At 60.6% G+C, this 20,288-nt stretch carries 24 protein-coding genes and 3 pseudogenes; 11 read left to right on the top strand and 16 right to left on the bottom strand.

What is annotated here, in order from left to right:
* Window positions 1-85: 85 nt before the first annotated feature.
* Together BOP93_RS28355 and BOP93_RS28350 are read right to left on the bottom strand one after the other, a co-directional pair.
* A pseudogene (locus BOP93_RS28355) lies at window positions 86-679 on the bottom strand (methyl-accepting chemotaxis protein); the annotation flags it as partial.
* Between the two features lie 312 nt (window positions 680-991).
* Window positions 992-2,005, bottom strand: a pseudogene (locus tag BOP93_RS28350) (methyl-accepting chemotaxis protein); the annotation flags it as partial.
* Between the two features lie 257 nt (window positions 2,006-2,262).
* On the opposite strand from BOP93_RS28350, the gene BOP93_RS22515 reads away from it, so the two are divergent.
* Window positions 2,263-2,880 (top strand): FKBP-type peptidyl-prolyl cis-trans isomerase, encoded by a 618-nt coding sequence (locus BOP93_RS22515; protein WP_003176055.1) that lies wholly within the window; start codon window positions 2,263-2,265, stop codon window positions 2,878-2,880.
* Between the two features lie 124 nt (window positions 2,881-3,004).
* Here BOP93_RS22515 and BOP93_RS22510 read toward each other — a convergent pair whose 3' ends face one another.
* From BOP93_RS22510 to BOP93_RS22500, 3 genes are all read right to left on the bottom strand, one after another.
* Window positions 3,005-3,262, bottom strand: coding sequence for a PA4570 family protein (locus BOP93_RS22510; RefSeq protein ID WP_003194088.1), 258 nt, complete (start codon window positions 3,260-3,262; stop codon window positions 3,005-3,007).
* 158 nt (window positions 3,263-3,420) lie between these two features.
* Window positions 3,421-3,762: a zinc ribbon domain-containing protein YjdM gene (locus BOP93_RS22505; RefSeq protein ID WP_065935044.1), complete on the bottom strand. Its 342-nt coding sequence runs from the start codon at window positions 3,760-3,762 to the stop codon at window positions 3,421-3,423.
* 193 nt (window positions 3,763-3,955) lie between these two features.
* A complete protein-coding gene (locus BOP93_RS22500) occupies window positions 3,956-4,924 on the bottom strand; it encodes a polyprenyl synthetase family protein (protein ID WP_065883534.1) in 969 nt (322 codons plus the stop codon).
* A gap of 239 nt (window positions 4,925-5,163) precedes the next feature.
* On the opposite strand from BOP93_RS22500, the gene rplU reads away from it, so the two are divergent.
* The 7 genes from rplU (at window position 5,164) to BOP93_RS22465 (ending at window position 10,803) form a co-directional block, all read left to right on the top strand.
* Complete coding sequence (gene rplU / locus BOP93_RS22495) at window positions 5,164-5,478, top strand: 50S ribosomal protein L21 (RefSeq protein ID WP_003176051.1); 315 nt, start codon at window positions 5,164-5,166, stop codon at window positions 5,476-5,478.
* Window positions 5,479-5,512: 34 nt separating this feature from the next.
* Window positions 5,513-5,770: a 50S ribosomal protein L27 gene (gene rpmA, locus BOP93_RS22490; protein WP_003176049.1), complete on the top strand. Its 258-nt coding sequence runs from the start codon at window positions 5,513-5,515 to the stop codon at window positions 5,768-5,770.
* A gap of 193 nt (window positions 5,771-5,963) precedes the next feature.
* Window positions 5,964-7,187 carry an Obg family GTPase CgtA gene (gene cgtA, locus BOP93_RS22485; RefSeq protein ID WP_104504709.1) on the top strand — a complete coding sequence of 408 codons (1,224 nt, stop codon included), beginning with the start codon at window positions 5,964-5,966 and terminating at the stop codon, window positions 7,185-7,187.
* Between the two features lie 110 nt (window positions 7,188-7,297).
* Entirely contained in the window at window positions 7,298-8,416 is a 1,119-nt protein-coding gene (gene proB / locus BOP93_RS22480; RefSeq protein ID WP_104504708.1) for a glutamate 5-kinase, read from the top strand.
* Between the two features lie 15 nt (window positions 8,417-8,431).
* Window positions 8,432-8,896 (top strand): CreA family protein, encoded by a 465-nt coding sequence (locus tag BOP93_RS22475; RefSeq protein ID WP_104504707.1) that lies wholly within the window; start codon window positions 8,432-8,434, stop codon window positions 8,894-8,896.
* 101 nt (window positions 8,897-8,997) lie between these two features.
* Window positions 8,998-9,480 (top strand): glutathione peroxidase, encoded by a 483-nt coding sequence (locus BOP93_RS22470; RefSeq protein ID WP_065892862.1) that lies wholly within the window; start codon window positions 8,998-9,000, stop codon window positions 9,478-9,480.
* A 219-nt stretch (window positions 9,481-9,699) separates the two neighbouring features.
* Entirely contained in the window at window positions 9,700-10,803 is a 1,104-nt protein-coding gene (locus BOP93_RS22465; RefSeq protein WP_104504706.1) for an NADH:flavin oxidoreductase, read from the top strand.
* Here the strand turns inward: BOP93_RS22465 and BOP93_RS22460 are convergent.
* Together BOP93_RS22460 and cysZ are read right to left on the bottom strand one after the other, a co-directional pair.
* Window positions 10,772-11,974 carry a glycosyltransferase family 4 protein gene (locus BOP93_RS22460; protein ID WP_104504705.1) on the bottom strand — a complete coding sequence of 401 codons (1,203 nt, stop codon included), beginning with the start codon at window positions 11,972-11,974 and terminating at the stop codon, window positions 10,772-10,774. The two genes, BOP93_RS22465 and BOP93_RS22460, sit on opposite strands and share 32 nt — an antisense overlap.
* Before the next feature lie 54 nt (window positions 11,975-12,028).
* Window positions 12,029-12,793, bottom strand: coding sequence for a sulfate transporter CysZ (gene cysZ, locus BOP93_RS22455; RefSeq protein ID WP_065935049.1), 765 nt, complete (start codon window positions 12,791-12,793; stop codon window positions 12,029-12,031).
* A 282-nt stretch (window positions 12,794-13,075) separates the two neighbouring features.
* Here cysZ and trxB point away from each other — a divergent pair, with 282 nt between their 5' ends.
* Window positions 13,076-14,038, top strand: a complete 963-nt coding sequence (gene trxB, locus BOP93_RS22445) for a thioredoxin-disulfide reductase (RefSeq protein ID WP_065885058.1) — start codon at window positions 13,076-13,078, stop codon at window positions 14,036-14,038.
* 125 nt (window positions 14,039-14,163) lie between these two features.
* Here the strand turns inward: trxB and BOP93_RS22440 are convergent.
* The 7 genes and pseudogenes from BOP93_RS22440 to BOP93_RS22410 all read right to left on the bottom strand — a co-directional run.
* Window positions 14,164-14,337, bottom strand: a pseudogene (locus BOP93_RS22440) (HopJ type III effector protein); the annotation flags it as partial.
* Between the two features lie 130 nt (window positions 14,338-14,467).
* Window positions 14,468-14,809, bottom strand: a complete 342-nt coding sequence (locus BOP93_RS22435; protein WP_104504703.1) for a HopJ type III effector protein — start codon at window positions 14,807-14,809, stop codon at window positions 14,468-14,470.
* A complete protein-coding gene (locus tag BOP93_RS22430) occupies window positions 14,802-15,098 on the bottom strand; it encodes a DUF1244 domain-containing protein (RefSeq protein WP_104504702.1) in 297 nt (98 codons plus the stop codon). The genes BOP93_RS22435 and BOP93_RS22430 overlap by 8 nt, the downstream gene beginning before the upstream one ends.
* Before the next feature lie 16 nt (window positions 15,099-15,114).
* Window positions 15,115-15,486 carry a dihydroneopterin triphosphate 2'-epimerase gene (gene folX / locus BOP93_RS22425; protein WP_104504701.1) on the bottom strand — a complete coding sequence of 124 codons (372 nt, stop codon included), beginning with the start codon at window positions 15,484-15,486 and terminating at the stop codon, window positions 15,115-15,117.
* 2 nt (window positions 15,487-15,488) lie between these two features.
* Entirely contained in the window at window positions 15,489-16,049 is a 561-nt protein-coding gene (gene folE / locus BOP93_RS22420; protein ID WP_057724018.1) for a GTP cyclohydrolase I FolE, read from the bottom strand.
* A gap of 20 nt (window positions 16,050-16,069) precedes the next feature.
* Window positions 16,070-16,780 (bottom strand): dihydromonapterin reductase, encoded by a 711-nt coding sequence (gene folM, locus BOP93_RS22415; RefSeq protein WP_104504700.1) that lies wholly within the window; start codon window positions 16,778-16,780, stop codon window positions 16,070-16,072.
* A 57-nt stretch (window positions 16,781-16,837) separates the two neighbouring features.
* Entirely contained in the window at window positions 16,838-17,395 is a 558-nt protein-coding gene (locus tag BOP93_RS22410) for an antibiotic biosynthesis monooxygenase (protein ID WP_104504699.1), read from the bottom strand.
* Window positions 17,396-17,613: 218 nt separating this feature from the next.
* Between BOP93_RS22410 and BOP93_RS22405 the strand changes: the two genes are divergently transcribed.
* Window positions 17,614-18,564: a MerR family transcriptional regulator gene (locus tag BOP93_RS22405; protein WP_237140440.1), complete on the top strand. Its 951-nt coding sequence runs from the start codon at window positions 17,614-17,616 to the stop codon at window positions 18,562-18,564.
* A 2-nt stretch (window positions 18,565-18,566) separates the two neighbouring features.
* Here the strand turns inward: BOP93_RS22405 and BOP93_RS22400 are convergent, their stop codons facing one another.
* Window positions 18,567-19,172: a hypothetical protein gene (locus BOP93_RS22400; RefSeq protein WP_104504697.1), complete on the bottom strand. Its 606-nt coding sequence runs from the start codon at window positions 19,170-19,172 to the stop codon at window positions 18,567-18,569.
* 58 nt (window positions 19,173-19,230) lie between these two features.
* The gene (locus tag BOP93_RS22395; protein ID WP_065935467.1) at window positions 19,231-19,698 is read right to left on the bottom strand and encodes a PAS domain-containing protein; all 468 of its coding nucleotides are present in this window, start codon (window positions 19,696-19,698) and stop codon (window positions 19,231-19,233) included.
* A 127-nt stretch (window positions 19,699-19,825) separates the two neighbouring features.
* On the opposite strand from BOP93_RS22395, the gene BOP93_RS22390 reads away from it, so the two are divergent.
* On the top strand, window positions 19,826-20,281 hold the full coding sequence (locus BOP93_RS22390; protein WP_065885067.1) for a flavodoxin: 456 nt from the start codon (window positions 19,826-19,828) through the stop codon (window positions 20,279-20,281).
* The last annotated feature ends 7 nt before the right edge of the window (window positions 20,282-20,288 follow it).

Here is a 20,288-nt window from a genome sequence, read left to right as displayed (position 1 = left end):
AAATTCCTGCGAGACAGCTTCGATGACCTTTAAGGTCAAATGAAGTGGAGCCGCTTTGGTTTAGACCGAGGCGGCTTTTTGTTTTTCACACCCGGAAATGACTGACCATCTGCTGCAACTGACTACCCAACCGCGCCAGTTCCACGCTCGACTTGGCCGTCTCCTCACTGGCCGTAGCGGTCTGCTCGGACACATCGCGCACATTCACAATGCTGCGGCTGATCTCTTCAGCCACGGCGCTCTGCTGTTCAGCGGCCGCCGCAATCTGCTGATTCATCGACTGGATGTTCGACACGGTACGGGTGATGTTTTCCAAGGACACACCGGCTTTGCGCGTGAGGTCCACGCTGCTGTCGGTGAGGCTGCGGCTGTTGTTCATCACGTTGGCCACTTGCTGGGTGCCGTTCTGCAAGCCGGCCACCAGGCCTTCGATTTCCTCGGTGGATTTCTGCGTACGCTGGGCCAGGCCACGCACTTCGTCGGCCACCACGGCGAACCCACGACCGGCTTCACCGGCACGGGCGGCTTCAATCGCCGCGTTGAGGGCCAGCAGGTTGGTCTGTTCGGCCACGGCCTTGATCACGTCCATCACGCTGCCGATCTTGTTGCTTTCTTGCTGCAGGTGGGCCATGGCGTCGGTGGAGCGTGCCACTTCGGCAGCCAGGCGTTCAATCTGGGCAATGGCCTCGGCCACCACTTTGTCGCCCGCACGCGCCTGACCATCAGCATCGGCGGCGGCCAGGGAGGCCTGCTCGGCATTGCGCGCTACTTCCTGCACGGTGGCAGTCATTTCATGCATCGCCGTAGCGACCTGGTCGGTCTCGATTTTCTGGCTGTTGACGCCGGCGCTGGTCTGCTCGGTAACGGCTGAAAGCTCCTCGGCGGCGCTGGCGATCTGGGTCACGCCGTCACGAATCCCGCTGATCAGTTCACGCAAGGTGATGCCCATGCGCTGGATGCCCTGTTGCAGCACGCCCAGTTCATCACGGCGGGTGACCTGGATGGTGTGGCTCAGGTCGCCGGAAGCAATGCGTTCGACGACAGCCAGGGTGTCTTGCAACGGTCGGGTGATCTGGCGGGTAATGACCCAGGCCGCGATGATGCCCACCAGCAGGGCCAATAATGTGCTGATCAATTGCAGGCTGCGCGCTTGGGCGCTTTCGGCGTCGCGGCGTTCCAGCTGGATGTCGTAGAGCTTGTCGCTGATGGTGACGATATCGGCGCCCTGGGTGGTCATTTCGGCGCGGGCGGCCACGATGTTGGCGTTGGCGGCTTTATAGCTTTGTACCGCGCTGCGATAGGCACCCAGTGCGGTTTCCAGCGCGCTCAGCGCGGCCTGTTGGCTGCTGCCGAAGACGGCATTGAGGCTTTTCAGGCCGGCGATGGTTTTTTCGATTTGTGCGGCGGCACGGGCTTCGTTTTCTGCGTTGACGTTGTTGGTGTAACCACGCACTTCGTAGCGCGCCAGCAGGAACTCTTCCTTGGCATTGGACACGGCCTGGAACTGTGCGAAACGTTCCGGGCTGTCGGGCATCTGCTGCACGCTAGTGTCCAGTGCATTGATTTGTGCGTTGGCGATGTCGGCCTTGTCGCCCATGACCTGGCGTGCAGCGTTGCCGTTGCGATAGGCCTCGCGCATTTTGTTCAACGACTGCTGATACGCCGTAATGACGGCTTTCTGTTGATTGAGCAGCTTGACGTTTTCAGGGCTCTTGAAGCTGTCCAGCAGCTTTTGTTGCTGGGCGGCAAAGGCGTCAAGGCTGGTTTGCACGTTCTGCGCCACCTCTTCATCGCCGTTGGCCAGCATATATTGCAGGCGCACAATACGCAGTTTGGTCAGTGAGGCGTTGAGCTGAGTGATGTCGCTCATCCAGTTGCTGCGATCAATCAGGCCGCCCAGGCTGGTCCAGCCGGTGAGTGCCAGGATCGAGGTGAGGACAAGCACCAGGCCGAAGCCCAGGCCCAGTTTGAGGTTGACGCTGATGTTACCGAACCAGCTGTTCATCTAATGCTCCGCAAGAGTGATGTCTGTTCGCTGGACGATGTTGTTTTGTTGGAGCCAGCCAAAGTGTGTAGCGCTGTATCGGCGGCAGGGTGTGAATCTGAAATACTTTTATCGGCGCAGTGAAAAAACGTTGCAGGTGCGGTAATGGAAGCGGGGTGTGCGGGGCTCATCACGCGTCGGACTTGTGTGCTAGTCTGCGGGCCCTTTTAGTTTTGGATGGCGCAGTAAATAGCGTTGTCCTACAGCGGAGCCTTTTCATGTCCGAAGTTAATCTGTCCACCGACGAAACCCGCGTCAGCTACGGTATCGGCCGTCAGTTGGGCGACCAACTGCGCGACAACCCGCCACCGGGCGTAAGCCTGGACGCGATCCTGGCCGGCCTGACCGATGCGTTCGCAGGCAAGCCAAGCCGTGTTGACCAAGAGCAAATGGCGGCCAGCTTCAAGGTGATCCGCGAGATCATGCAAGCCGAAGCCGCTGCCAAGGCTGAAGCTGCCGCAGGTGCGGGCCTGGCATTCCTGGCTGAAAACGCCAAGCGTGACGGCATCACCACACTGGCTTCCGGCCTGCAATTTGAAGTGCTGACGGCCGGTGATGGCGCCAAGCCAACCCGTGAAGATCAAGTGCGCACTCACTACCACGGCACGCTGATCGACGGCACTGTGTTCGACAGCTCCTACGAGCGCGGCCAGCCTGCGGAATTCCCGGTTGGCGGCGTGATCGCCGGCTGGACCGAAGCCCTGCAACTGATGAATGCCGGCAGCAAATGGCGCCTGTACGTGCCGAGCGAACTGGCTTACGGCGCGCAAGGTGTTGGCAGCATTCCGCCGCACAGTGTCCTGGTATTCGACGTCGAGCTGCTCGACGTTTTGTAAGACCTGTACCTGTAGGAACGAGCTTGCTCGCGAAGAACGTCAACGATAACGCGTAAAGCCTGGTTTAACGCGGTGCCTTTGTTATCTTCGCGAGCAAGCTCGCTCCTACATTGGCTGTTGTTTCTCATGGATGGAACTTGCCATTGAGCTCCGTCGCCGGGCGCAACGCCCGGGCATAGCAGAACAGAAACAGATTCCTCACCACTTCCTTCAGCACCCCAGGCTCACTGGAGCTCAGGCCATTCACGTCCAGGTCGCCCTGGTCCTGCAGTTCATTCAGCGCTTCTTCTTCAAGCACCGCACAGACTTCGCCGGTTTCCCGATGCAGGATTCGCAGGTACGGATGTGGGCGGTCCAGCCAGGCATCTATCAAATAAGTCATGGTCGTTCTCCTTGATGGGTTTCAATGAGAATAATTCTTATTCGTAGAATAGCAAGTGTCTATTGGCGGTTTGCGATTTTTTTGTGTGGGTATTTGAGACAGGTCAACGCGAGGGCGAAGCGCCATCCCGCGACGGGCGCGGGATGGATGCAGCCGTTTCACACCTTGCGTACGAACTCGGACTTGAGCTTCATCGGGCCGATGCCGTCAATCTTGCAGTCGATATCGTGGTCGCCGTCGCACAGGCGGATATTCTTGACCTTGGTGCCGACCTTGACCACCAGGGAAGTGCCCTTGACCTTGAGGTCCTTGATCACGGTGATGGTGTCGCCGTCCTGCAAGACATTGCCCACAGAGTCTTTCTTCACGGTTTCATCGCCCGCTGCTTCGGCCTCGCCAGTGGCGGACCATTCATGGGCGCATTCCGGGCAGACCAACTGGGTGCCGTCTTCGTAGGTGTATTCGGAATTGCATTTCGGGCAGGGTGGCAACGTGCTCACTAAAGCTCCTTGAGAGTCAGGATGGCTAAAAGTCGCACATTATATAGGGTTTTGTGGTCTTGCAGGCTGTATGAGATTCAAATGTGGGAGGGGGCTTGCTCCCGATTGCGGTCTGTCAGCCACCTTATACATTGGCTGACCTACTGCTATCGGGGGCAAGCCCCCTCCCACAGGGTCCTGCGGCGCTGGTGCTTTAGTGAGTGCGGGCGACCGCAAACTCACTCAGCTCAACCAGGGCATCCCGGTATTCGCTGGCGGGCAGGGCGTCCAGGCACTTGATCGCACGGGCCACATAATCACGCGCCAACTGCGCGGTGTACTCCAGCGAGCCTGACGCCTCGACGGCCGCACGGATGGCCTCCAGGTCTTCGATGCCGCCTTTCTGGATCGCCTTGCGCACCAGTGCAGCCTGTTCCGGCGTGCCTTCGCGCATGGTGTAGATCAGCGGCAAGGTCGGCTTGCCCTCGGCCAGGTCGTCACCGACGTTCTTGCCCAGGGTTTCGGCGTCGCCCTTGTAGTCGAGCAGGTCATCCACCAGCTGGAACGCCACGCCCAGGTGATCGCCAAAGGTGCGCAGGGCCTCGGCCTGCTCGGCAGTGGCGCCGCACAGTGCCGCAGCGCTGTGGGTGGAGGCCTCGAAGAGCATCGCGGTCTTGCCGCGAATCACTTCCATGTAGGTTTCTTCGGTGGTGCTGGCGTCGCGTACCTTCGACAGCTGCAGCACTTCGCCTTCGGCGATGATGCGCGTGGCCTGTGAAAGAATTTTCATCACCGGCATCGAGCCCAGTTCAACCATCATTTCGAACGAGCGCGAGTACAGGAAGTCGCCCACCAGCACGCTTGGCGCGTTGCCCCACATGGCATTGGCGGTCTCGCGGCCACGGCGCATGCCGGACATGTCGACCACGTCGTCATGCAGCAGGGTGGCGGTGTGCAGGAATTCGATGGTGGCGGCCAGCAGGCGCAGGTCATCGCCTTCGCGGCCCAGGGCCTTGCCGCACAGCAACACTAATAAAGGACGCAGGCGCTTACCGCCCGCCGACGTAATATAGTCGCCAATTTTGGAGACCAGCGGCACTTTGGACGTCAGCTGCTGCTTGATGATGCCGTCGACGGCGCTAAAATCGTCCGCGACCGCGCGGTAGAAAGCTTGGGGTTGCATCAGCGACAGTCGCTCCAGAAGGGTTGCGCGGCATGCTAGGACCCTGACCCCCGGGTGTCAAGGCGCGATAGACGGCCCCTTGCAACACCCATTTACCTTGCGTACAATCGCGCACCCTGAACTTCCTGGGCAGCACCTGCCTTACGCAATTGCATTCGGGACGTCCATCCCATGCAGCCATGCCAGCCAATACCTCTTCTTATAAAGCGCTGGGTGAGCAGGATTATCGGAGAAATACCATGTCGTACGCAGTAATTGTTACTGGTGGCAAGCAATACAAAGTCGCCCCAGGTGAATACCTGAAGATCGAAAAACTGGAAATCGCCACTGGCGAATCCGTGACGTTTGATCGCGTTCTGTTGGTCGCCAATGGCGATGACGTGAACATCGGCGCTCCAGTTGTTGCTGGCGCTACCGTTGTGGCTGAAGTGATCTCCCAAGGTCGTCACGATAAAGTCCGCATCATCAAGTTCCGTCGTCGTAAGCACCACATGAAGCGTATGGGCCACCGCCAGTGGTACACCGAGATCAAAATCACCGGTATTCAGGCTTAATTTCAGCCTAATTCCTCACTAGGAGAATTGACTCATGGCACACAAAAAAGCTGGTGGTAGTACCCGTAACGGTCGCGACTCAGAAGCCAAACGCCTTGGCGTGAAGATGTATGGCGGCCAGAAAATCATTCCGGGCAACATCATCGTGCGTCAGCGCGGCACCCAATTCCACGCCGGTTACGGTGTTGGCATGGGTAAGGATCACACCCTCTTCGCTAAAATCGAAGGCGTGATCAAGTTTGAAGTAAAAGGCGCGTTCAACCGCCGTTACGTGAGCGTTGTCGCCGCTTAATTGCGCGATCGCTGGAAAAGCCCTGTCTCGCGACGGGGCTTTTTCGTTTATGGGGTGAGTCTCTTGCAAAGCTGTTTGTGATGGGCTCCGGGGCTGGATTTGCGGTCGCTGATTGAGGTCGCTACGCTCATTTTTGCAAGAGTCTTATGTCTTGGTTTCTTAAGCTCGTCCGTGCGGCGAGAGGCGTTTTGTTATGAAGTTCGTTGATGAAGTTTCCATCCGAGTAAAAGCAGGCGACGGCGGTAACGGTTGCATGAGTTTCCGTCGCGAAAAGTTCATTGAAAACGGTGGCCCCAACGGCGGTGACGGCGGTGACGGCGGTTCCATCTACCTGATGGCCGACGAAAACCTCAACACCCTGGTCGACTACCGTTACACCCGGCACTTCGATGCCGAGCGTGGCTCCAACGGCGGCAGCACCGACTGCACCGGTAAAAAAGGCGAAGACCTGGTGCTGCGCGTACCGGTCGGCACCACGATCATCGACTCCGCGACCCAGGAAGTGATCGGCGACCTGACCAAGGCCGGCCAGAAGCTGATGGTGGTGCAGGGCGGCTGGCACGGTCTGGGTAACACCCGATTCAAGTCCAGTACCAACCGTGCGCCACGCCAGACCACCCCGGGCAAGCCGGGCGAGCAGCGCGACCTCAAGCTGGAAATGAAAGTACTCGCCGACGTGGGCCTGCTGGGCCTGCCGAACGCCGGCAAAAGTACCTTCATCCGCTCGGTCTCGGCCGCCAAGCCGAAAGTCGCCGACTACCCGTTCACCACCCTGGTACCCAACCTGGGCGTTGTAAGCGTCGACCGCTGGAAGAGCTTTGTGATCGCCGACATCCCTGGCCTGATCGAAGGCGCTTCCGACGGCGCAGGCCTTGGGATTCGCTTCCTCAAGCACTTGTCGCGCACGCGTTTGCTGCTGCACCTCGTCGACATGGCGCCACTGGATGACACCAGTGCAGCCGACGCCGCCGAAGTGATCGTCAGCGAGCTGACCAAGTTCAGCCCGGCCCTGGCCGAGCGTGACCGTTGGCTGGTGCTGAACAAGTGCGACCAGATCCTGGAAGAAGAGCACGAAGAGCGCGTCAAGGAAATCGTCGATCGCCTGGAGTGGGAAGGTCCGGTCTACGTGATCTCGGCCATCGCCAAAGAAGGCACCGAGCGCCTGACCCGCGACATCATGCGCTACCTGGAAGACCGCGCCGACCGCCTGGCGGCCGACCCGGTGTTCAAGGCCGAACTGGCCGAGCTCGACCAACAGATCGAAGACGAAGCCCGTGCCCAGCTGCAAGCGCTGGACGACCAGCGTGCCCTGCGCCGCAGCGGCGTGAAATCGGTGCATGACATCGGCGACGATGACTGGGACGAAGAAGACGTGGATGACGAAGACGGTCCGGAAATCATTTACGTGCGTGACTGATTCGTTGCGATAAACTTGAACGCCGCTCCCTTGGAGCGGCGTTTTGGTATCCGGGTATAACGTTATGGGCGGCGCTGGGTCGCGCGGCCCTCACTCTAAGGTTGAAGATGATGCGGAGCAAAGTGACAGGTGCGCAGCGCTGGGTCGTGAAGATCGGCAGTGCGTTGCTGACAGCGGATGGCAAGGGGCTGGACCGTGCCGCCATGAGCGTCTGGGTCGAGCAGATGGTGGCCTTGCATGAGGCCGGAGTCGAGTTGGTGCTGGTATCGTCCGGGGCAGTTGCCGCCGGAATGAGCCGCCTCGGCTGGACCGCGCGACCCAGCGCGATGCACGAACTGCAAGCCGCCGCCGCCATCGGCCAGATGGGCCTGGTGCAAGCCTGGGAGTCCAGCTTTGCCGAGCACGGTCGCCACACGGCGCAGATCCTGCTGACCCATGACGACCTGTCCGACCGCAAGCGCTACCTCAACGCCCGCAGTACCCTGCGCGCGCTGGTGGAGCTCAAGGTCATCCCGGTGATCAACGAGAACGACACCGTGGTCACCGACGAAATCCGTTTCGGCGACAACGACACCCTCGCCGCGCTGGTAGCCAACCTGGTGGAAGCCGACCTGCTGGTGATCCTCACCGACCGCGACGGCATGTTCGACGCTGACCCGCGCCACAACCCCGACGCCCAGCTTATCTACGAAGCCCGTGCCGATGACCCGGCGCTCGACGCCGTGGCCGGCAGTGTCGGCGGCGCATTGGGCCGTGGCGGCATGCAGACCAAGCTGCGCGCTGCGCGCCTGGCCGCGCGTTCCGGGGCTCACACCATCATCGTCGGTGGGCGCCTGGAGCGCGTGCTGGATCGCCTCAAGGCGGGCGAGCGCATCGGGACGCTGCTGTCGCCGGAGCGTGGCATGCTGGCGGCGCGCAAGCAGTGGCTGGCCGGGCACCTGCAAACCCGTGGCACCCTGGTGCTGGACGAAGGCGCGGTATCGGCGCTGTCCCAGGGCAACAAAAGCTTGCTGCCGGTGGGCGTCAAACGGGTGCAAGGCAGCTTCCGCCGAGGCGAGATGGTGGTGTGCGTGGCGCCGGATGGTCGTGAGATCGCCCGCGGCCTGGCGAACTACAGTGCCCTGGAAGCGCAGAAGATTATTGGACAATCGTCCGACGCGATTGTCGGACTCCTGGGTTACATGGCTGAGCCGGAACTGGTTCACCGCGACAACCTGATCCTGGTTTAACCAAAGGAATACACGATGCGTTTAATGACAGGACTGCTCGGCCTGCTGTTGGCCATGCCGCTGTTGGCCTCGGCCGAAGAAGTCGGCCAAGTGTCGACGGTGTTCAAGATTGTCGGCCCCAATGACCGGATCGTCGTCGAGGCGTTCGATGACCCCAAGGTCGACGGCGTGACGTGTTACCTGTCGCGCGCCAAGACCGGCGGCGTGAAAGGTGGCCTGGGCCTGGCCGAAGACCGCGCCGAAGCCTCGATTGCCTGCCGCCAGGTCGGCCCGATCCACTTCAAGGGCGAGCTCAAGGACGGCGACGAAGTGTTCAAGGAGCGCACCTCGCTGGTGTTCAAGACCATGCAGGTGGTGCGTTTCCTCGACAAGAAGCGCAATACCCTGGTGTATCTGGTCTACAGCGACCGCCTGATCGAAGGCAGCCCGCAGAACGCAGTGACGGCGATTCCGATCTTGCCGTGGCCAACCGCGCAGTAACCGGCGGGCGAGTTTTTCAATCGGCATCTATGATTGCAGGCTTGTGGTCTGTAATCTCGAAGGGCTGCAATGCGAAGAACATGGGATATCTGGAGTTCGTCATGAGTGCTTTCCACGACCTGAAACTCAAAGCGTTGGACGGACAAGAGCTGCCGCTGGCGCCCTTCAAGGGCCAAGTCGTGCTGGTGGTCAACGTCGCCTCCAAATGCGGTCTGACCCCGCAGTATGCGGCCCTGGAAAACCTCTACCAGCAATACAAGGACCAGGGTTTCACCGTGCTGGGCCTTCCGTGCAATCAGTTTGCAGGTCAGGAGCCGGGCACCGAGCAGGAGATCCAGGCATTCTGCAGCCTCAATTACGGGGTGACGTTCCCTCTGGGCAGCAAGCTTGAGGTGAACGGCCCTGATCGTCACCAGCTATACCGCCTGCTGGCGGGCGAGGGCGCTGAGTTTCCAGGCGATATCACCTGGAATTTCGAAAAATTCCTGCTCGGCAAGGATGGCCGGGTGCTTGCGCGCTTCTCGCCGCGTACGCCGCCGGATGATCCAACGGTCGTCCAGGCCATCGAAAAAGCCCTGGCCTGAATCCCCTCGTTGTAGGAGCGAGCTTGCTCGCGAAAATCGTCAACGGTGACGCGTACGCTCAGGATTTACGCGCCGCCCTCCGGCTCTTCGCGCGCAAGCTCGCTCCTACAGGTATTCGGTTGTTTTTATCGCCTTAATCACTCAGATCAATAGTGCTACCCAGCAAGCTTCGGCGTGCATATTATCCACATCATAAATTCGCCTCATGTGGAGTGCTCCATGCCCGTCCAAGCCTTGTTCAAACCTTTCCAGCTCGGTGCACTGCAACTGTCGACCCGCGTGGTCATGGCGCCGATGACGCGTTCGTTTTCACCGGGCGGCGTACCCAATTCCAAAGTGATCGAGTACTACCGCCGTCGCGCCGCCGCCGGTGTGGGCCTGATCATCACCGAAGGCACCGTGGTCGGCCATCAAGCCTCCAACGGCTACCCCAACGTGCCGCACTTCTACGGCGAAGCGGCGTTGGCCGGCTGGAAGAAAGTGGTGGATGCGGTCCACGCCGAAGGCGGCAAGATTATTCCGCAGTTATGGCATGTGGGCAGTGTGCGCCGTATCGGTACCGAACCTGATGCCAGCGTGCCGGCCTATGGCCCGATGGAGAAACTCAAGGATGGCAACGTTGTCGTCCACGGCATGACCACCCAGGACATCAAGGACGTGATCAATGCCTTCGCCCAGGCGGCCAAAGATGCCCAGAGCATCGGCATGGACGGTGTGGAAATCCACGGCGCCCACGGCTATCTGGTCGACCAGTTCTTCTGGGAAGGCAGCAACCAGCGCACCGACGAATACGGCGGCAGTCTGGCCAACCGCTCACGTTTTGCCATCGAACTGATCCAGGCTACCCGCGCGGCGGTCGGCCCGGACTTCCCGATCATCTTGCGTTTTTCCCAGTGGAAGCAGCAGGACTACACGGCGCGCCTGGTGCAAACCCCCGAGGCGTTGGGCGAATTCCTCAAGCCGTTGTCCGACGCCGGCGTGGATATTTTCCACTGCTCCACGCGGCGGTTCTGGGAACCGGAGTTCGAAGGTTCCGACCTCAACCTGGCCGGGTGGACCCGCCAGTTGACGGGCAAGCCGACGATTACCGTGGGCAGTGTCGGCCTGGATGACGAATTCCTGCAGTTCATGGTCAACACCGATAAAGTCGCGCAGCCGGCCAGCCTTGAGAAACTGCTGGAGCGCTTGAATAACGAGGAATTTGATCTGGTCGCCGTGGGCCGTGCGCTGCTGGTGGACCCGGATTGGGCAGTGAAGGTGCGCGAGGGGCGTGAGGCGGACATTCTGCCCTTCAGTCGTGAGGCGTTGACGAGCCTGGTGTAAGCGGCGACAAGACGGGCGCTGGTTGCCCGTCATTGCACGCACCGCGTAACTGGCGCTCGAACTGCTCGACGATTGCCGGCCAGCCCTGGCGGCTGGCATGTTGTCGGGCATTCAAGCGCGCTCGGCGCAAGGTCTCGCGCTCCTCCAGCAGCCAGACGGCCGCATCGCAAAATGCGTTCTCATCCCCCGGCATCGCCAGCGCACCGTTGTAGCCATGGCGAATATGCTGGGTGGCGGCCGCCTGGTCGTACGCCACCACCCCCAGCCCGGACGCCATGGCTTCCAGCACCACATTGCCGAACGTTTCGGTGAGGCTCGGAAACAGGAACAGATCGCCCGAGGCGTAATGCCGTGCCAGCTCTTCGCCGCGCCGGGCGCCGCAGAACACCGCTTCGGGCAAGTCGCGCTGCAACAGGCCGCGCTGCGGGCCATCGCCGACAATGACCAACTTGAACCGTCGCGAGGGGTAAGTGCTCTGCAACGCATCGAAACAGCGTTTGAGCAGCCCCAGGTTTTTCTCCTGGGCGAGGCGTCCTACGTGCAGCACCACACTATCGTCGCTCTCCACCCCCCAGCTTTCGCGCAGGCTGTCGTCGCGTTTCGCCGGATGGAACAGTTGGCTATCGACCCCCCGGGACAGCATCCCGAGACGCTCGAAGTGCCGACGCTCCAGCTCCAGGCGCTGACTCGCGCTGGGAACCAGCGTCAAGGTCGACCGGTTATGAAACCAGCGCAGGTAATGGGTGACCAGGCGACTCAACAGACTCAAGCCGTACTGGTTCGAATACTGTTGAAAGTTGGTGTGGAAGCCGCTGACCACGCTGATGCCCAGGCGTCGCGCCGCGCGCAACGCCGACAGGCCCAGCGGCCCCTCGGTTGCGATGTACAACACATCCGGGCGCTGACGGGTCCAGCGTCGCAGCAGCTTGTGCATCGACGATTGGCCCCATTGCAGCCCTGGATATCCCGGCAACGGCCAGCCACGGCACAGCAGCAACTCATCGTCACTCGGCCGGCTCTGGTCGACACCCTGGCGGGGGCGCACCAGTTCGATTTGATGGCCGCGCGCGCGCAAACCGTCGCACAGGCGGCCAAGGGTGTTGGCCACCCCGTTGATTTCCGGCGGGAAGGTTTCGGTGATCAGGGTGATGTGAAGCGAGGCTGTCGTCATGACCCACAGTGTCGCTGCGGGCCATGTCGTCATTGTGTCACTGCGATGATGGATTTATGACCGGGCTACCTGCTGACCCGTCATCGCCTCGGCACCTTGCTCGCGCACCCAGAACAGCGTGGCCCCGGCGACCGCCGCCGGCATCATCAGCAGGTTGACCACCGGCACCAGCAGCACCAGGTAGACGACTCCGCCAAAACTCATGCTCTGCCAGCGTTTCTGGCGCAGCCAGGCGAGCATTTCGTTCCAGCCCAGCTTGTGGTTGTCGGCCGGGTAGTCGATGTATTGGATCGCCATCATCCACACGCCGAAAAGCAGCCACAACGGCGCGGCAATCAGGTTGACCACTGGAATGAACGACAGGATGAACAGGCCGATAGCCCGCGGCAGAAAGTAGCCCAGCTTGCGCATTTCCCGGGCCAGGGTGCGCGGGACCATGGCGATCAATTCGGCCCAACTGAACGCGGGGAAGTCGTCGGTGCCACGCACCACCACCTCGACTTTCTCCGATAGAAAGCCATTGAACGGCGCCGCGATGATGTTGGCGAGCATGGTGAAGGTGAAGAACACCATCAGCACCACCAGCGCGACAAACAACGGCCATAACAGGTAATTGAGAAAGCTCAGCCAACTCGGCAGGGTTGGCATCAGGTGGTCAACCCACAGGCTGAACTGGTGCCCGGCAAAATAGATCAGCCCCACAAACAGCAGCAGGTTGATCGCCAGCGGCAGCAGCACAAACAGGCGCAGGCCGGGGCTCAGCACCAGTTTGAGGCCTTCGCGCAGGTATTGCGGGCCGGAAAGAGCGGGGGCGGGCATGGATAACTCCGAGCATAGTGACGAACGGGCCGACCTTACCGGCTTTGTATTCCGGGCGAAAGCGGCGACATCAACGGTAACAAACGCCTCGATTGACCGAGCCGACTGCATAGAGACCACCTATGAGCTGGATTGTTATTCCGTATTTCCTTAATCTTGCCCCCCTCGATACGCTGCACCCATTATTTTCAGGGCCCGCGAGTTCAAGCCTTCCCCAAGTGCTTCGTGGTCCCTTTTTTATTCCAGCCGTCTTGTTGTGCGGACGGTCGATAGGAGTGAGTCATGTCTGATACCCGTCATTCGCGAGTGATTATTCTCGGTTCCGGCCCTGCCGGTTACAGCGCTGCCGTCTACGCTGCCCGGGCCAACCTCAAGCCGCTGCTGATCACCGGCATGCAGGCGGGCGGTCAGTTGACCACCACCACTGAAGTCGACAACTGGCCGGGCGATGTCCATGGCCTGACCGGCCCGGTGCTGATGGAGCGTATGAAAGAACACGCCGAGCGCTTTGAAACCGAGATCGTGTTCGACCACATCAACAAGGTCGACTTCTCCAAGAAGCCTTACAGCCTGACCGGCGACAGCGGCGTGTACACCTGTGACGCATTGATCATCGCCACCGGCGCCAGCGCCCGTTACCTCGGGCTGCCCTCGGAAGAGGCGTTCATGGGCAAGGGCGTTTCCGCCTGCGCGACGTGCGACGGTTTCTTCTATCGCAACAAGCCGGTGGCTGTGGTCGGTGGCGGCAACACCGCCGTGGAAGAGGCGCTGTACCTGGCCAACATCGCCAGCACCGTGACCCTGGTGCACCGCCGCGAAACCTTCCGCGCCGAGAAAATCCTGATCGACAAGCTGCACGCCCGTGTCGCTGAAGGCAAGATCATCCTCAAGCTCAACGCCACGCTGGACGAAGTCCTGGGTGACAACATGGGCGTGACCGGCGCCCGCCTGAAGAACAACGACGGCAGCTTCGACGAGTTGACAGTCGACGGCGTATTCATCGCCATCGGCCACACCCCGAACACCTCGTTGTTCGAAGGCGTGCTGGAAGCCAAAGACGGTTACCTGGTGGTGCAGGGCGGCCGTGAAGGCAACGCAACAGCCACCAACATCGAAGGCATCTTCGCTGCCGGTGACGTGGCGGACCACGTGTACCGCCAGGCCATCACCTCGGCCGGCGCCGGCTGCATGGCGGCCCTGGATGCTGAGCGTTACCTCGATGGTCTGAAAGACGCTTCGTTCTAAGCAGCTCTGCAAAACAAATGTGGGAGGGGGCTTGCCCCCGATTGCGGTGTTTCAGTATCAGATGTACTGACTGACACACTGCCATCGGGGGCAAGCCCCCTCCCACATTTTGTTCCGCGTATGACTCAGGATTTGCGGGTCAGCGGCTGTGCGCTGAATTTCACGCCGGCCAGGCCATGGGCGATCAATGCGCGGATATTTCCGTGGTCAGTGCCTTCAGGCGTCGCGACCACCGAACGGTAATGCTCGCCAAACACCAGCAACCCTTCCAGCAACGCCAACCCCAGGCTCTTGCGCGAACTAAGCGACGCTGCAAAACAAATGTGGGAGGGGGCTTGCCCCCGATTGCGGTGTTTCAGTATCAGATGTACTGACTGACACACTGCCATCGGGGGCAAGCCCCCTCCCACATTTTGCTCCGCGTCTGACTCAGGATTTGCGCGTCAGCGGCTGTGCGCTGAATTTCACACCGGCCAGACCATGGGCGATCAATGCGCGGATATTTCCGTGGTCACTGCCTTCAGGCGTCGCCACCACCGCACGGTAATGCTCGCCAAACGCCAGCAACGCTTCCTGATCGCTCAACCCCTCCAGTAACGCCAACCCCAGGGTCTTGCACGAACCTTCGTTCTGGCCGGCGGCATTTTCCACCTCGCCGTTGGTGAAGGCTTGCGGCTGGTAGTCGTAACCTGCGGCAACAAAAGCCAGAGTATCGGCAAAAACGTGCTCGCCGCTGTTGAGGCTGGCGCGCAGGGTGGTCAGGTCAGTCATGGGGTTTTCCTTTGGCGAACGCGGCCTGCTGGTCGGCGCTGGCTTCTTTTTGATATTGGGCTTTCCACTGCGCGTACGGCATGCCGTACACCACTTCACGGGCGTCATCGAGGCTCAGCTCGATCCGGCGCTCATCGGCCTCGGCCTTGTACCACTTGGACAGGCAGTTGCGGCAGAAGCCGGCCAGGTTCATCAGGTCGATGTTCTGTACATCCTTGCGGCTGTCCAGGTGTGCTACCAGCCGGCGAAAGGCGGCGGCTTCGAGTTCGAGGCGTTGTTGGTCGTTCATAGGGCTCACTTGAGTATCAGCGGCTGGCCGCCAGAGTAATCGAAACCGACTCGGCAAAGCGCAGCGCATGGGGCTTGTCCACTTCGACTTCGGCGTACAGCACCGATTGGTTACTCATCACCAGGTCCAGCAGCTCCTGGGTCAGGCGCTCGAGCAGGGCAAAACGGTTGCCTTCGACATGGGCGATGATCGCCTTGGTGATGGTGCGGTAATTCAAGGCATGGTCGATGTCATTATCGCGCACGGCTTCCTGGGCGGCATACAGGATGGTGAGGTTGATCAGCACATCCTGCTTGTTGAGGATTTCGTCCTCGTTGATGCCGATAAAGGTGCGCAGGCACAGGTCCTTGACCCGGATGCGCGCCATGCCTGGTTGAAGTTGTGGCATTGCTACTTGCTCCGTCCAATCAGTTGCAGGAACTCCATGCGCGTGGTGTTCGACTCGCGGAAGGCGCCGAGCATCACCGAGGTGTTCATGGTTGAATTCTGTTTTTCCACGCCGCGCATCATCATGCACATGTGCCTGGCCTCGATCACCACCGCCACGCCGGCGGCCTGGGTCACGTCCTGGATGGCATCGGCGATCTGTCGGGTGAGGTTTTCCTGGATCTGCAGGCGTCGGGCGAACATGTCGACGATGCGCGCCAGCTTGGACAGGCCCAGCACCTTGCCGGTCGGAATATAGGCCACGTGGGCCTTGCCGATAAAGGGCAGCAGGTGATGCTCGCACAGCGAGTACAACTCGATGTCCTTGAGGATCACCATCTCGTCATTGTCAGAGGCGAACAAGGCGCCGTTGACGATTTCCTGCAGATTCTGCTCGTAGCCATGACACAGATACTGCATCGCCTTGGCGGCGCGCTTGGGCGTATCGAGCAGGCCTTCGCGCTCGGGGTCTTCACCCAGGCCCTTGAGGATCTCGCGGTAATGGTGGGGCAGGGACAAAGTCATACAACATCCTCACAAACGGCTTACTTGATGTGCCGCCCGCCGTTGACGGTCAGGGTGGTCCCGGTGACATAGGGGTTGTCCAGCAGGTAACGCACACTCTGGTAGATCACTTGCGGCCCGGGCTCGATGCCCAGTGCCGACTTGGCCAGGACCCTGTCGCGATAGGCCGCGTCGTCGCCTTCATTGAACATCACCATGGCCGGCGCAATGCCGTTGACCTTGATCAACGGTGCGAACTGCGCGGCAAACGACAGCGTGAGGCTGTCGAGACCGGCCTTGGTGGCGCAATAGGCCATGTGCTGACGGCTGCCCTTGCGCACCACATCGTCGCTGATATGCACGATGTCGGCCGGTGTCGAGCGTTGCAGCAGGGGGGAACAATGCAGGTTGATCAGGTACGGCGCAAGCATGTGCACGCTGAACATATCGATAAAGGCGCGGCTTTCGTCGCCCGGCGTTTCCGCGACCCAGGCCGAAGCGTTGTGGATGATCGCACGCAGCGCGTCGGTACGTGACTTCAGCTCAGCGATGAACGCCAGGATTCCCGCCTCGCTGGAAAAATCGGCAAACAGGCCGACCGCGCCGCGTTCGCGCAATTGCTGCACACCCGGACGTTCGCTGCGGTAGCTGAAGATCACCGGTTGCCCTTCGTCCAGCAGGCGCTCGGCGCAATACAGGCCGACACGCCGGCCGGCACCGGTGATCAGGATCGGGGCGTTGGTTGCAGTCATGGGAGGCTCGAGTCGCTGGCAGATGCAAACTATACCAGCGACCCGCCCCCCCTGTACTCAGGCAGCGGCTTCGCCGGCCTTGCGGGACGGCGTCGGGTGCAGCCAGTTCGCCAGTAGATGAGTCGATAACGGGATAAAGAAGTAAACCATCAACGGTGTGAGCGCCAGGGTGCTGACCAGCACCCGGCTGAACAGGTCCAACTCGCCGAGCAGGGGGGCCAGGCCGAAATTGAACAGCAGCGACACCGGGAAAAACGCCAGCCAGATCGCCACCGCCTGTTTCCAGCGCGGCGGGCGTGCGCCGACGGCGCCGAACCAGCCATCGATGCCACTGACACGGTGCTCGGACGGGTCGGCAAACAGCTCGCTGCCACGGCTCAGCCAGGCACTGCGCGACGCGGAAAACTCCCAGGCATGCAGGGTCTTTTCATCGGCGAAGCGGAAGATAATCTGGAATTCATCATCATGGGGAGGCGGTGCGAGCACGCCGGAGCCCAGGTAACCGGGAAAATCGGTGGCCAGTTGCTCGCCTTCGCGCAGCCAGGCCATCAGTTCTTCATAGCGACCTTTGGCCACACGGCGCGCAACCATCAAGGTGACGGGAGAGGTAGACATTGTGTATCTCCAGATAAACGGGTGCGCTTGGCCGGGTAGGCAGCGCACGAGCGCAGCGGCGGGTAGTGCCACTGCGCTGAAAAAACAGGCAAGGATTATTCCTGTTTTGGGAAAATACGCCAGTGACATTGGTCCGAAGTCCAGGGAGCTTGAAAAAGACAGGTTTAAAGGCGTTAAATGCGGCTCCAATCCTGGTGACTTTTGTCAGAAATAACGTGATTACTGCCCCGACTGATAGCACTTTGCAGCTGGCATCGATTGATTCGGCGCAACTGTTCCCCATTCGAGAAGTCGCAAGATTGACAGGCGTCAATCCGGTCACGCTGCGGGCGTGGGAGCGGCGCTATGGTCTGATCCGGCCCGTGCGCACCGAAAGCGGGCACCGCCTTTACTCCAGGGGCGATATCGAGACGGTCAATCGTATTCTCGAATGGACTGAACGTGGCGTCGCGGTGAGCAAGGTAGGCAAACTTCTGGCCCGTGACGCTCAACAGGTCGACGCGCTGCGTGCCGAGCGCGACGCGGTTGCAGACAGCGAATGGCCGCAGTGGCGGGCTCGGCTGCTGCAGGCCATCAGTGCTTTCGATGATCGCCAGTTGGAAAGCGTGTACGGTCAGATTTTCTCGAGCTATCCCTTGAACGTCGCGTTCCAGGACATCCTGATGCCGCTGTGGAACGACCTGCTGCGCCATCAGGGCGGTTTCGGCCAGGCCAGCGAGTGGCTGTTTTTCGACGCTTTCCTGCGCGTGCAGACGCTCCTGCGTCTACAGATAGCCAGCGCATCGGCGGCCCCCCGCGTGTTACTCTGCGCCATGCCGGGTGAGTGCCGAAAACTTGAGCTTTTGGTGGCGGCGCTGCTGATGAGCGGGGAGGATTTGACCGTGAAGGTGCTGGGCCTGGGTCAGCCGGTCGAGGAGTTGACCCTTGTCTGTGAAAAGATCCGCCCCCAGGCGATGGTCATTTTCTCCAACCACGCACACAAGCAGGACCTGGAAGCGCGCTTGAACCGGCTGGCATTGACCCTCAACTGCCCGCTGTTTCTGGCGGGTGCTGCATCGGACCTGGTGCAGGCTGATCTGGCCGGTACGTCCATTGGCTGCCTGGGCAGTGAAGGGCGTCAGATGCAGCAGCTTCTGCAGCAGTTTCTCAGTGGCGGCCTGGATACCTGATCTCATGCATGTACATGCGGATGCACCAGACGATGCTGGTGCAGGATGAACTGGCGCAGGCGCTCGATTTCATCCGAGTCACTCTGATTCAGGCGGTAGGCGAACAATCCCCGGGCGGTTTCCCGCTCCAACGTACCGCGCAGCGCAATGCGTTCGTAACCGGACGGGCTGAACCACAACGAGAAGGTTTTCGGCGGTCTGGCTCGGCCACGCCCTTCTACCAGCACACCTTTGAATGACACTTCATGCACCCACAGGGCGCTGGCGTAGCCCTTGCTGTTCTCCAGGGCCACCGGCTCTTCAAGGGCCAGGCGCCATGGGCGGACCATCGGCCCGTCTTCAAAAATACTCGGCACGCCCAACCGAAGATGCACTGCATGAAATTCATCCTCTACCAGATGCAGAGGGAAGGTCAGTTGCTGATTGTCGAATTGCGCCTGGATGGTGACCTGGTCATGGGCGGCCAACCGGGTCAGCAGGTCGCGAATCTGTGCACCGCCATTGACCGTCAGGCTCGACCCTGCATCCCGCAGGTTGAGCTGCGGGTTGTGCTGCATGTTCTGGATAAAATCCAGCTCGTCCTGAGTCAGTAGAGCATCGCGGTGCATTGATATAGCTCAAAGGTTGCGCATTAAAAGGCCATTATTGCTCTAAAGAAGGCATTTTTTACAGCTTGTTAACGCCGCTCGTTGACTTGAGCGCCGCCAGCTCGGCCTTAAGCTCGGCCACCTGGGCTTCCAGCTGAGCCACGCGTTGCTGCGCCTTTACCTGAGTGGTGACGTCTTTTTGCACACCGACGAAATACGTCTGCTGGTCGGCGGCGTTGTACACCGTGGATACCGAGAGTTCGTTCCAGAAGTGCGTGCCGTCCTTGCGGTAGTTGCGCACGATCTCGCGGCAGGCGCCGCCACTGTCGAGCGCCTCGCGGATCGCCATCAGGGCCGGCTGGTCGCGATCACCCGACTGCAGGAAACGGCAATCCTGATAGAGAATCTCGTCCAGGGTGTAGCCGGTCAGACGTTCGAACGCGGGGTTGACGTAGATCAGCGGCTTCTCGTCGCCCTCGCGTTCGGCAACGACGATGCCGTCGTTGGACGCGTTGACAACCATCTGCAGCAACTTGGGGTTAATCATTGAACGTTCCATGGCGTGTTCCGATGGTGCAAGTTTATGGCAAATTCTGAATGTTGCACGGCAGGCACTGAAACCCTGGTGCAGCTGCTAATATCCTACGCTTTCGTTCAATGACAGGATCAGATTGATGAAAGTCGCCATCCTTTCCGGCTCGGTCTACGGCACGGCAGAAGAAGTCGCCCGCCACGCCCGGGACATCCTCAACGCAGCGGGTTTTGAAGCCTGGCACGATCCGCGCGCCACGCTGGCGCAGGTGCAGGCCTTCGCCCCCGAGGCGTTCCTGGCGGTCACATCGACCACCGGCATGGGCGAATTACCCGACAACCTGCAGCCGCTGTATTCGAGTATTCGCGATCAACTGCCTGCCGCCTGGCGCGGCCTGCCCGGTGCGGTCATTGGCCTGGGCGACGCCAGCTATGGCGATACCTTCTGCGGCGGCGGCGAGCAACTGCGCGAATTGTTCGGTGAGTTGGGCGTACGCGAAGTGCTGCCGATGCTGCGCCTGGACGCCAGCGAAAGCGTGACCCCGGAAAGCGACGCCGAGCCGTGGCTGGCCGAGTTCGTGACGGCCCTGCAGCAGTAACAGGTGG

This window comes from Pseudomonas orientalis, assembly GCF_002934065.1.
Taxonomy (GTDB): domain Bacteria; phylum Pseudomonadota; class Gammaproteobacteria; order Pseudomonadales; family Pseudomonadaceae; genus Aquipseudomonas; species Aquipseudomonas orientalis_A.
This window is presented reverse-complemented; position numbering and strand designations above follow the sequence as displayed.

Bases quoted from the DNA above. Each gene is read 5' to 3' on its own strand.
- rplU (WP_003176051.1), top strand. From the start codon at position 5,164: ATGTCGTACGCAGTAATTGTTACTGGTGGCAAGCAATACAAAGTCGCC.
- BOP93_RS22430 (WP_104504702.1), bottom strand. From the start codon at position 15,098: ATGAACGACCAACAACGCCTCGAACTCGAAGCCGCCGCCTTTCGCCGG.
- BOP93_RS22395 (WP_065935467.1), bottom strand. From the start codon at position 19,698: ATGATTAACCCCAAGTTGCTGCAGATGGTTGTCAACGCGTCCAACGAC.
- BOP93_RS22435 (WP_104504703.1), bottom strand. From the start codon at position 14,809: ATGACTGACCTGACCACCCTGCGCGCCAGCCTCAACAGCGGCGAGCAC.
- BOP93_RS22510 (WP_003194088.1), bottom strand. From the start codon at position 3,262: ATGACTTATTTGATAGATGCCTGGCTGGACCGCCCACATCCGTACCTG.
- BOP93_RS22470 (WP_065892862.1), top strand. From the start codon at position 8,998: ATGAGTGCTTTCCACGACCTGAAACTCAAAGCGTTGGACGGACAAGAG.
- rpmA (WP_003176049.1), top strand. From the start codon at position 5,513: ATGGCACACAAAAAAGCTGGTGGTAGTACCCGTAACGGTCGCGACTCA.
- BOP93_RS22475 (WP_104504707.1), top strand. From the start codon at position 8,432: ATGCGTTTAATGACAGGACTGCTCGGCCTGCTGTTGGCCATGCCGCTG.
- proB (WP_104504708.1), top strand. From the start codon at position 7,298: ATGCGGAGCAAAGTGACAGGTGCGCAGCGCTGGGTCGTGAAGATCGGC.
- cgtA (WP_104504709.1), top strand. From the start codon at position 5,964: ATGAAGTTCGTTGATGAAGTTTCCATCCGAGTAAAAGCAGGCGACGGC.
- BOP93_RS22400 (WP_104504697.1), bottom strand. From the start codon at position 19,172: ATGCACCGCGATGCTCTACTGACTCAGGACGAGCTGGATTTTATCCAG.
- folM (WP_104504700.1), bottom strand. From the start codon at position 16,780: ATGACTGCAACCAACGCCCCGATCCTGATCACCGGTGCCGGCCGGCGT.
- BOP93_RS22410 (WP_104504699.1), bottom strand. From the start codon at position 17,395: ATGTCTACCTCTCCCGTCACCTTGATGGTTGCGCGCCGTGTGGCCAAA.
- cysZ (WP_065935049.1), bottom strand. From the start codon at position 12,793: ATGCCCGCCCCCGCTCTTTCCGGCCCGCAATACCTGCGCGAAGGCCTC.
- trxB (WP_065885058.1), top strand. From the start codon at position 13,076: ATGTCTGATACCCGTCATTCGCGAGTGATTATTCTCGGTTCCGGCCCT.
- folX (WP_104504701.1), bottom strand. From the start codon at position 15,486: ATGCCACAACTTCAACCAGGCATGGCGCGCATCCGGGTCAAGGACCTG.
- BOP93_RS22460 (WP_104504705.1), bottom strand. From the start codon at position 11,974: ATGACGACAGCCTCGCTTCACATCACCCTGATCACCGAAACCTTCCCG.
- folE (WP_057724018.1), bottom strand. From the start codon at position 16,049: ATGACTTTGTCCCTGCCCCACCATTACCGCGAGATCCTCAAGGGCCTG.
- BOP93_RS22465 (WP_104504706.1), top strand. From the start codon at position 9,700: ATGCCCGTCCAAGCCTTGTTCAAACCTTTCCAGCTCGGTGCACTGCAA.
- BOP93_RS22500 (WP_065883534.1), bottom strand. From the start codon at position 4,924: ATGCAACCCCAAGCTTTCTACCGCGCGGTCGCGGACGATTTTAGCGCC.
- BOP93_RS22390 (WP_065885067.1), top strand. From the start codon at position 19,826: ATGAAAGTCGCCATCCTTTCCGGCTCGGTCTACGGCACGGCAGAAGAA.
- BOP93_RS22515 (WP_003176055.1), top strand. From the start codon at position 2,263: ATGTCCGAAGTTAATCTGTCCACCGACGAAACCCGCGTCAGCTACGGT.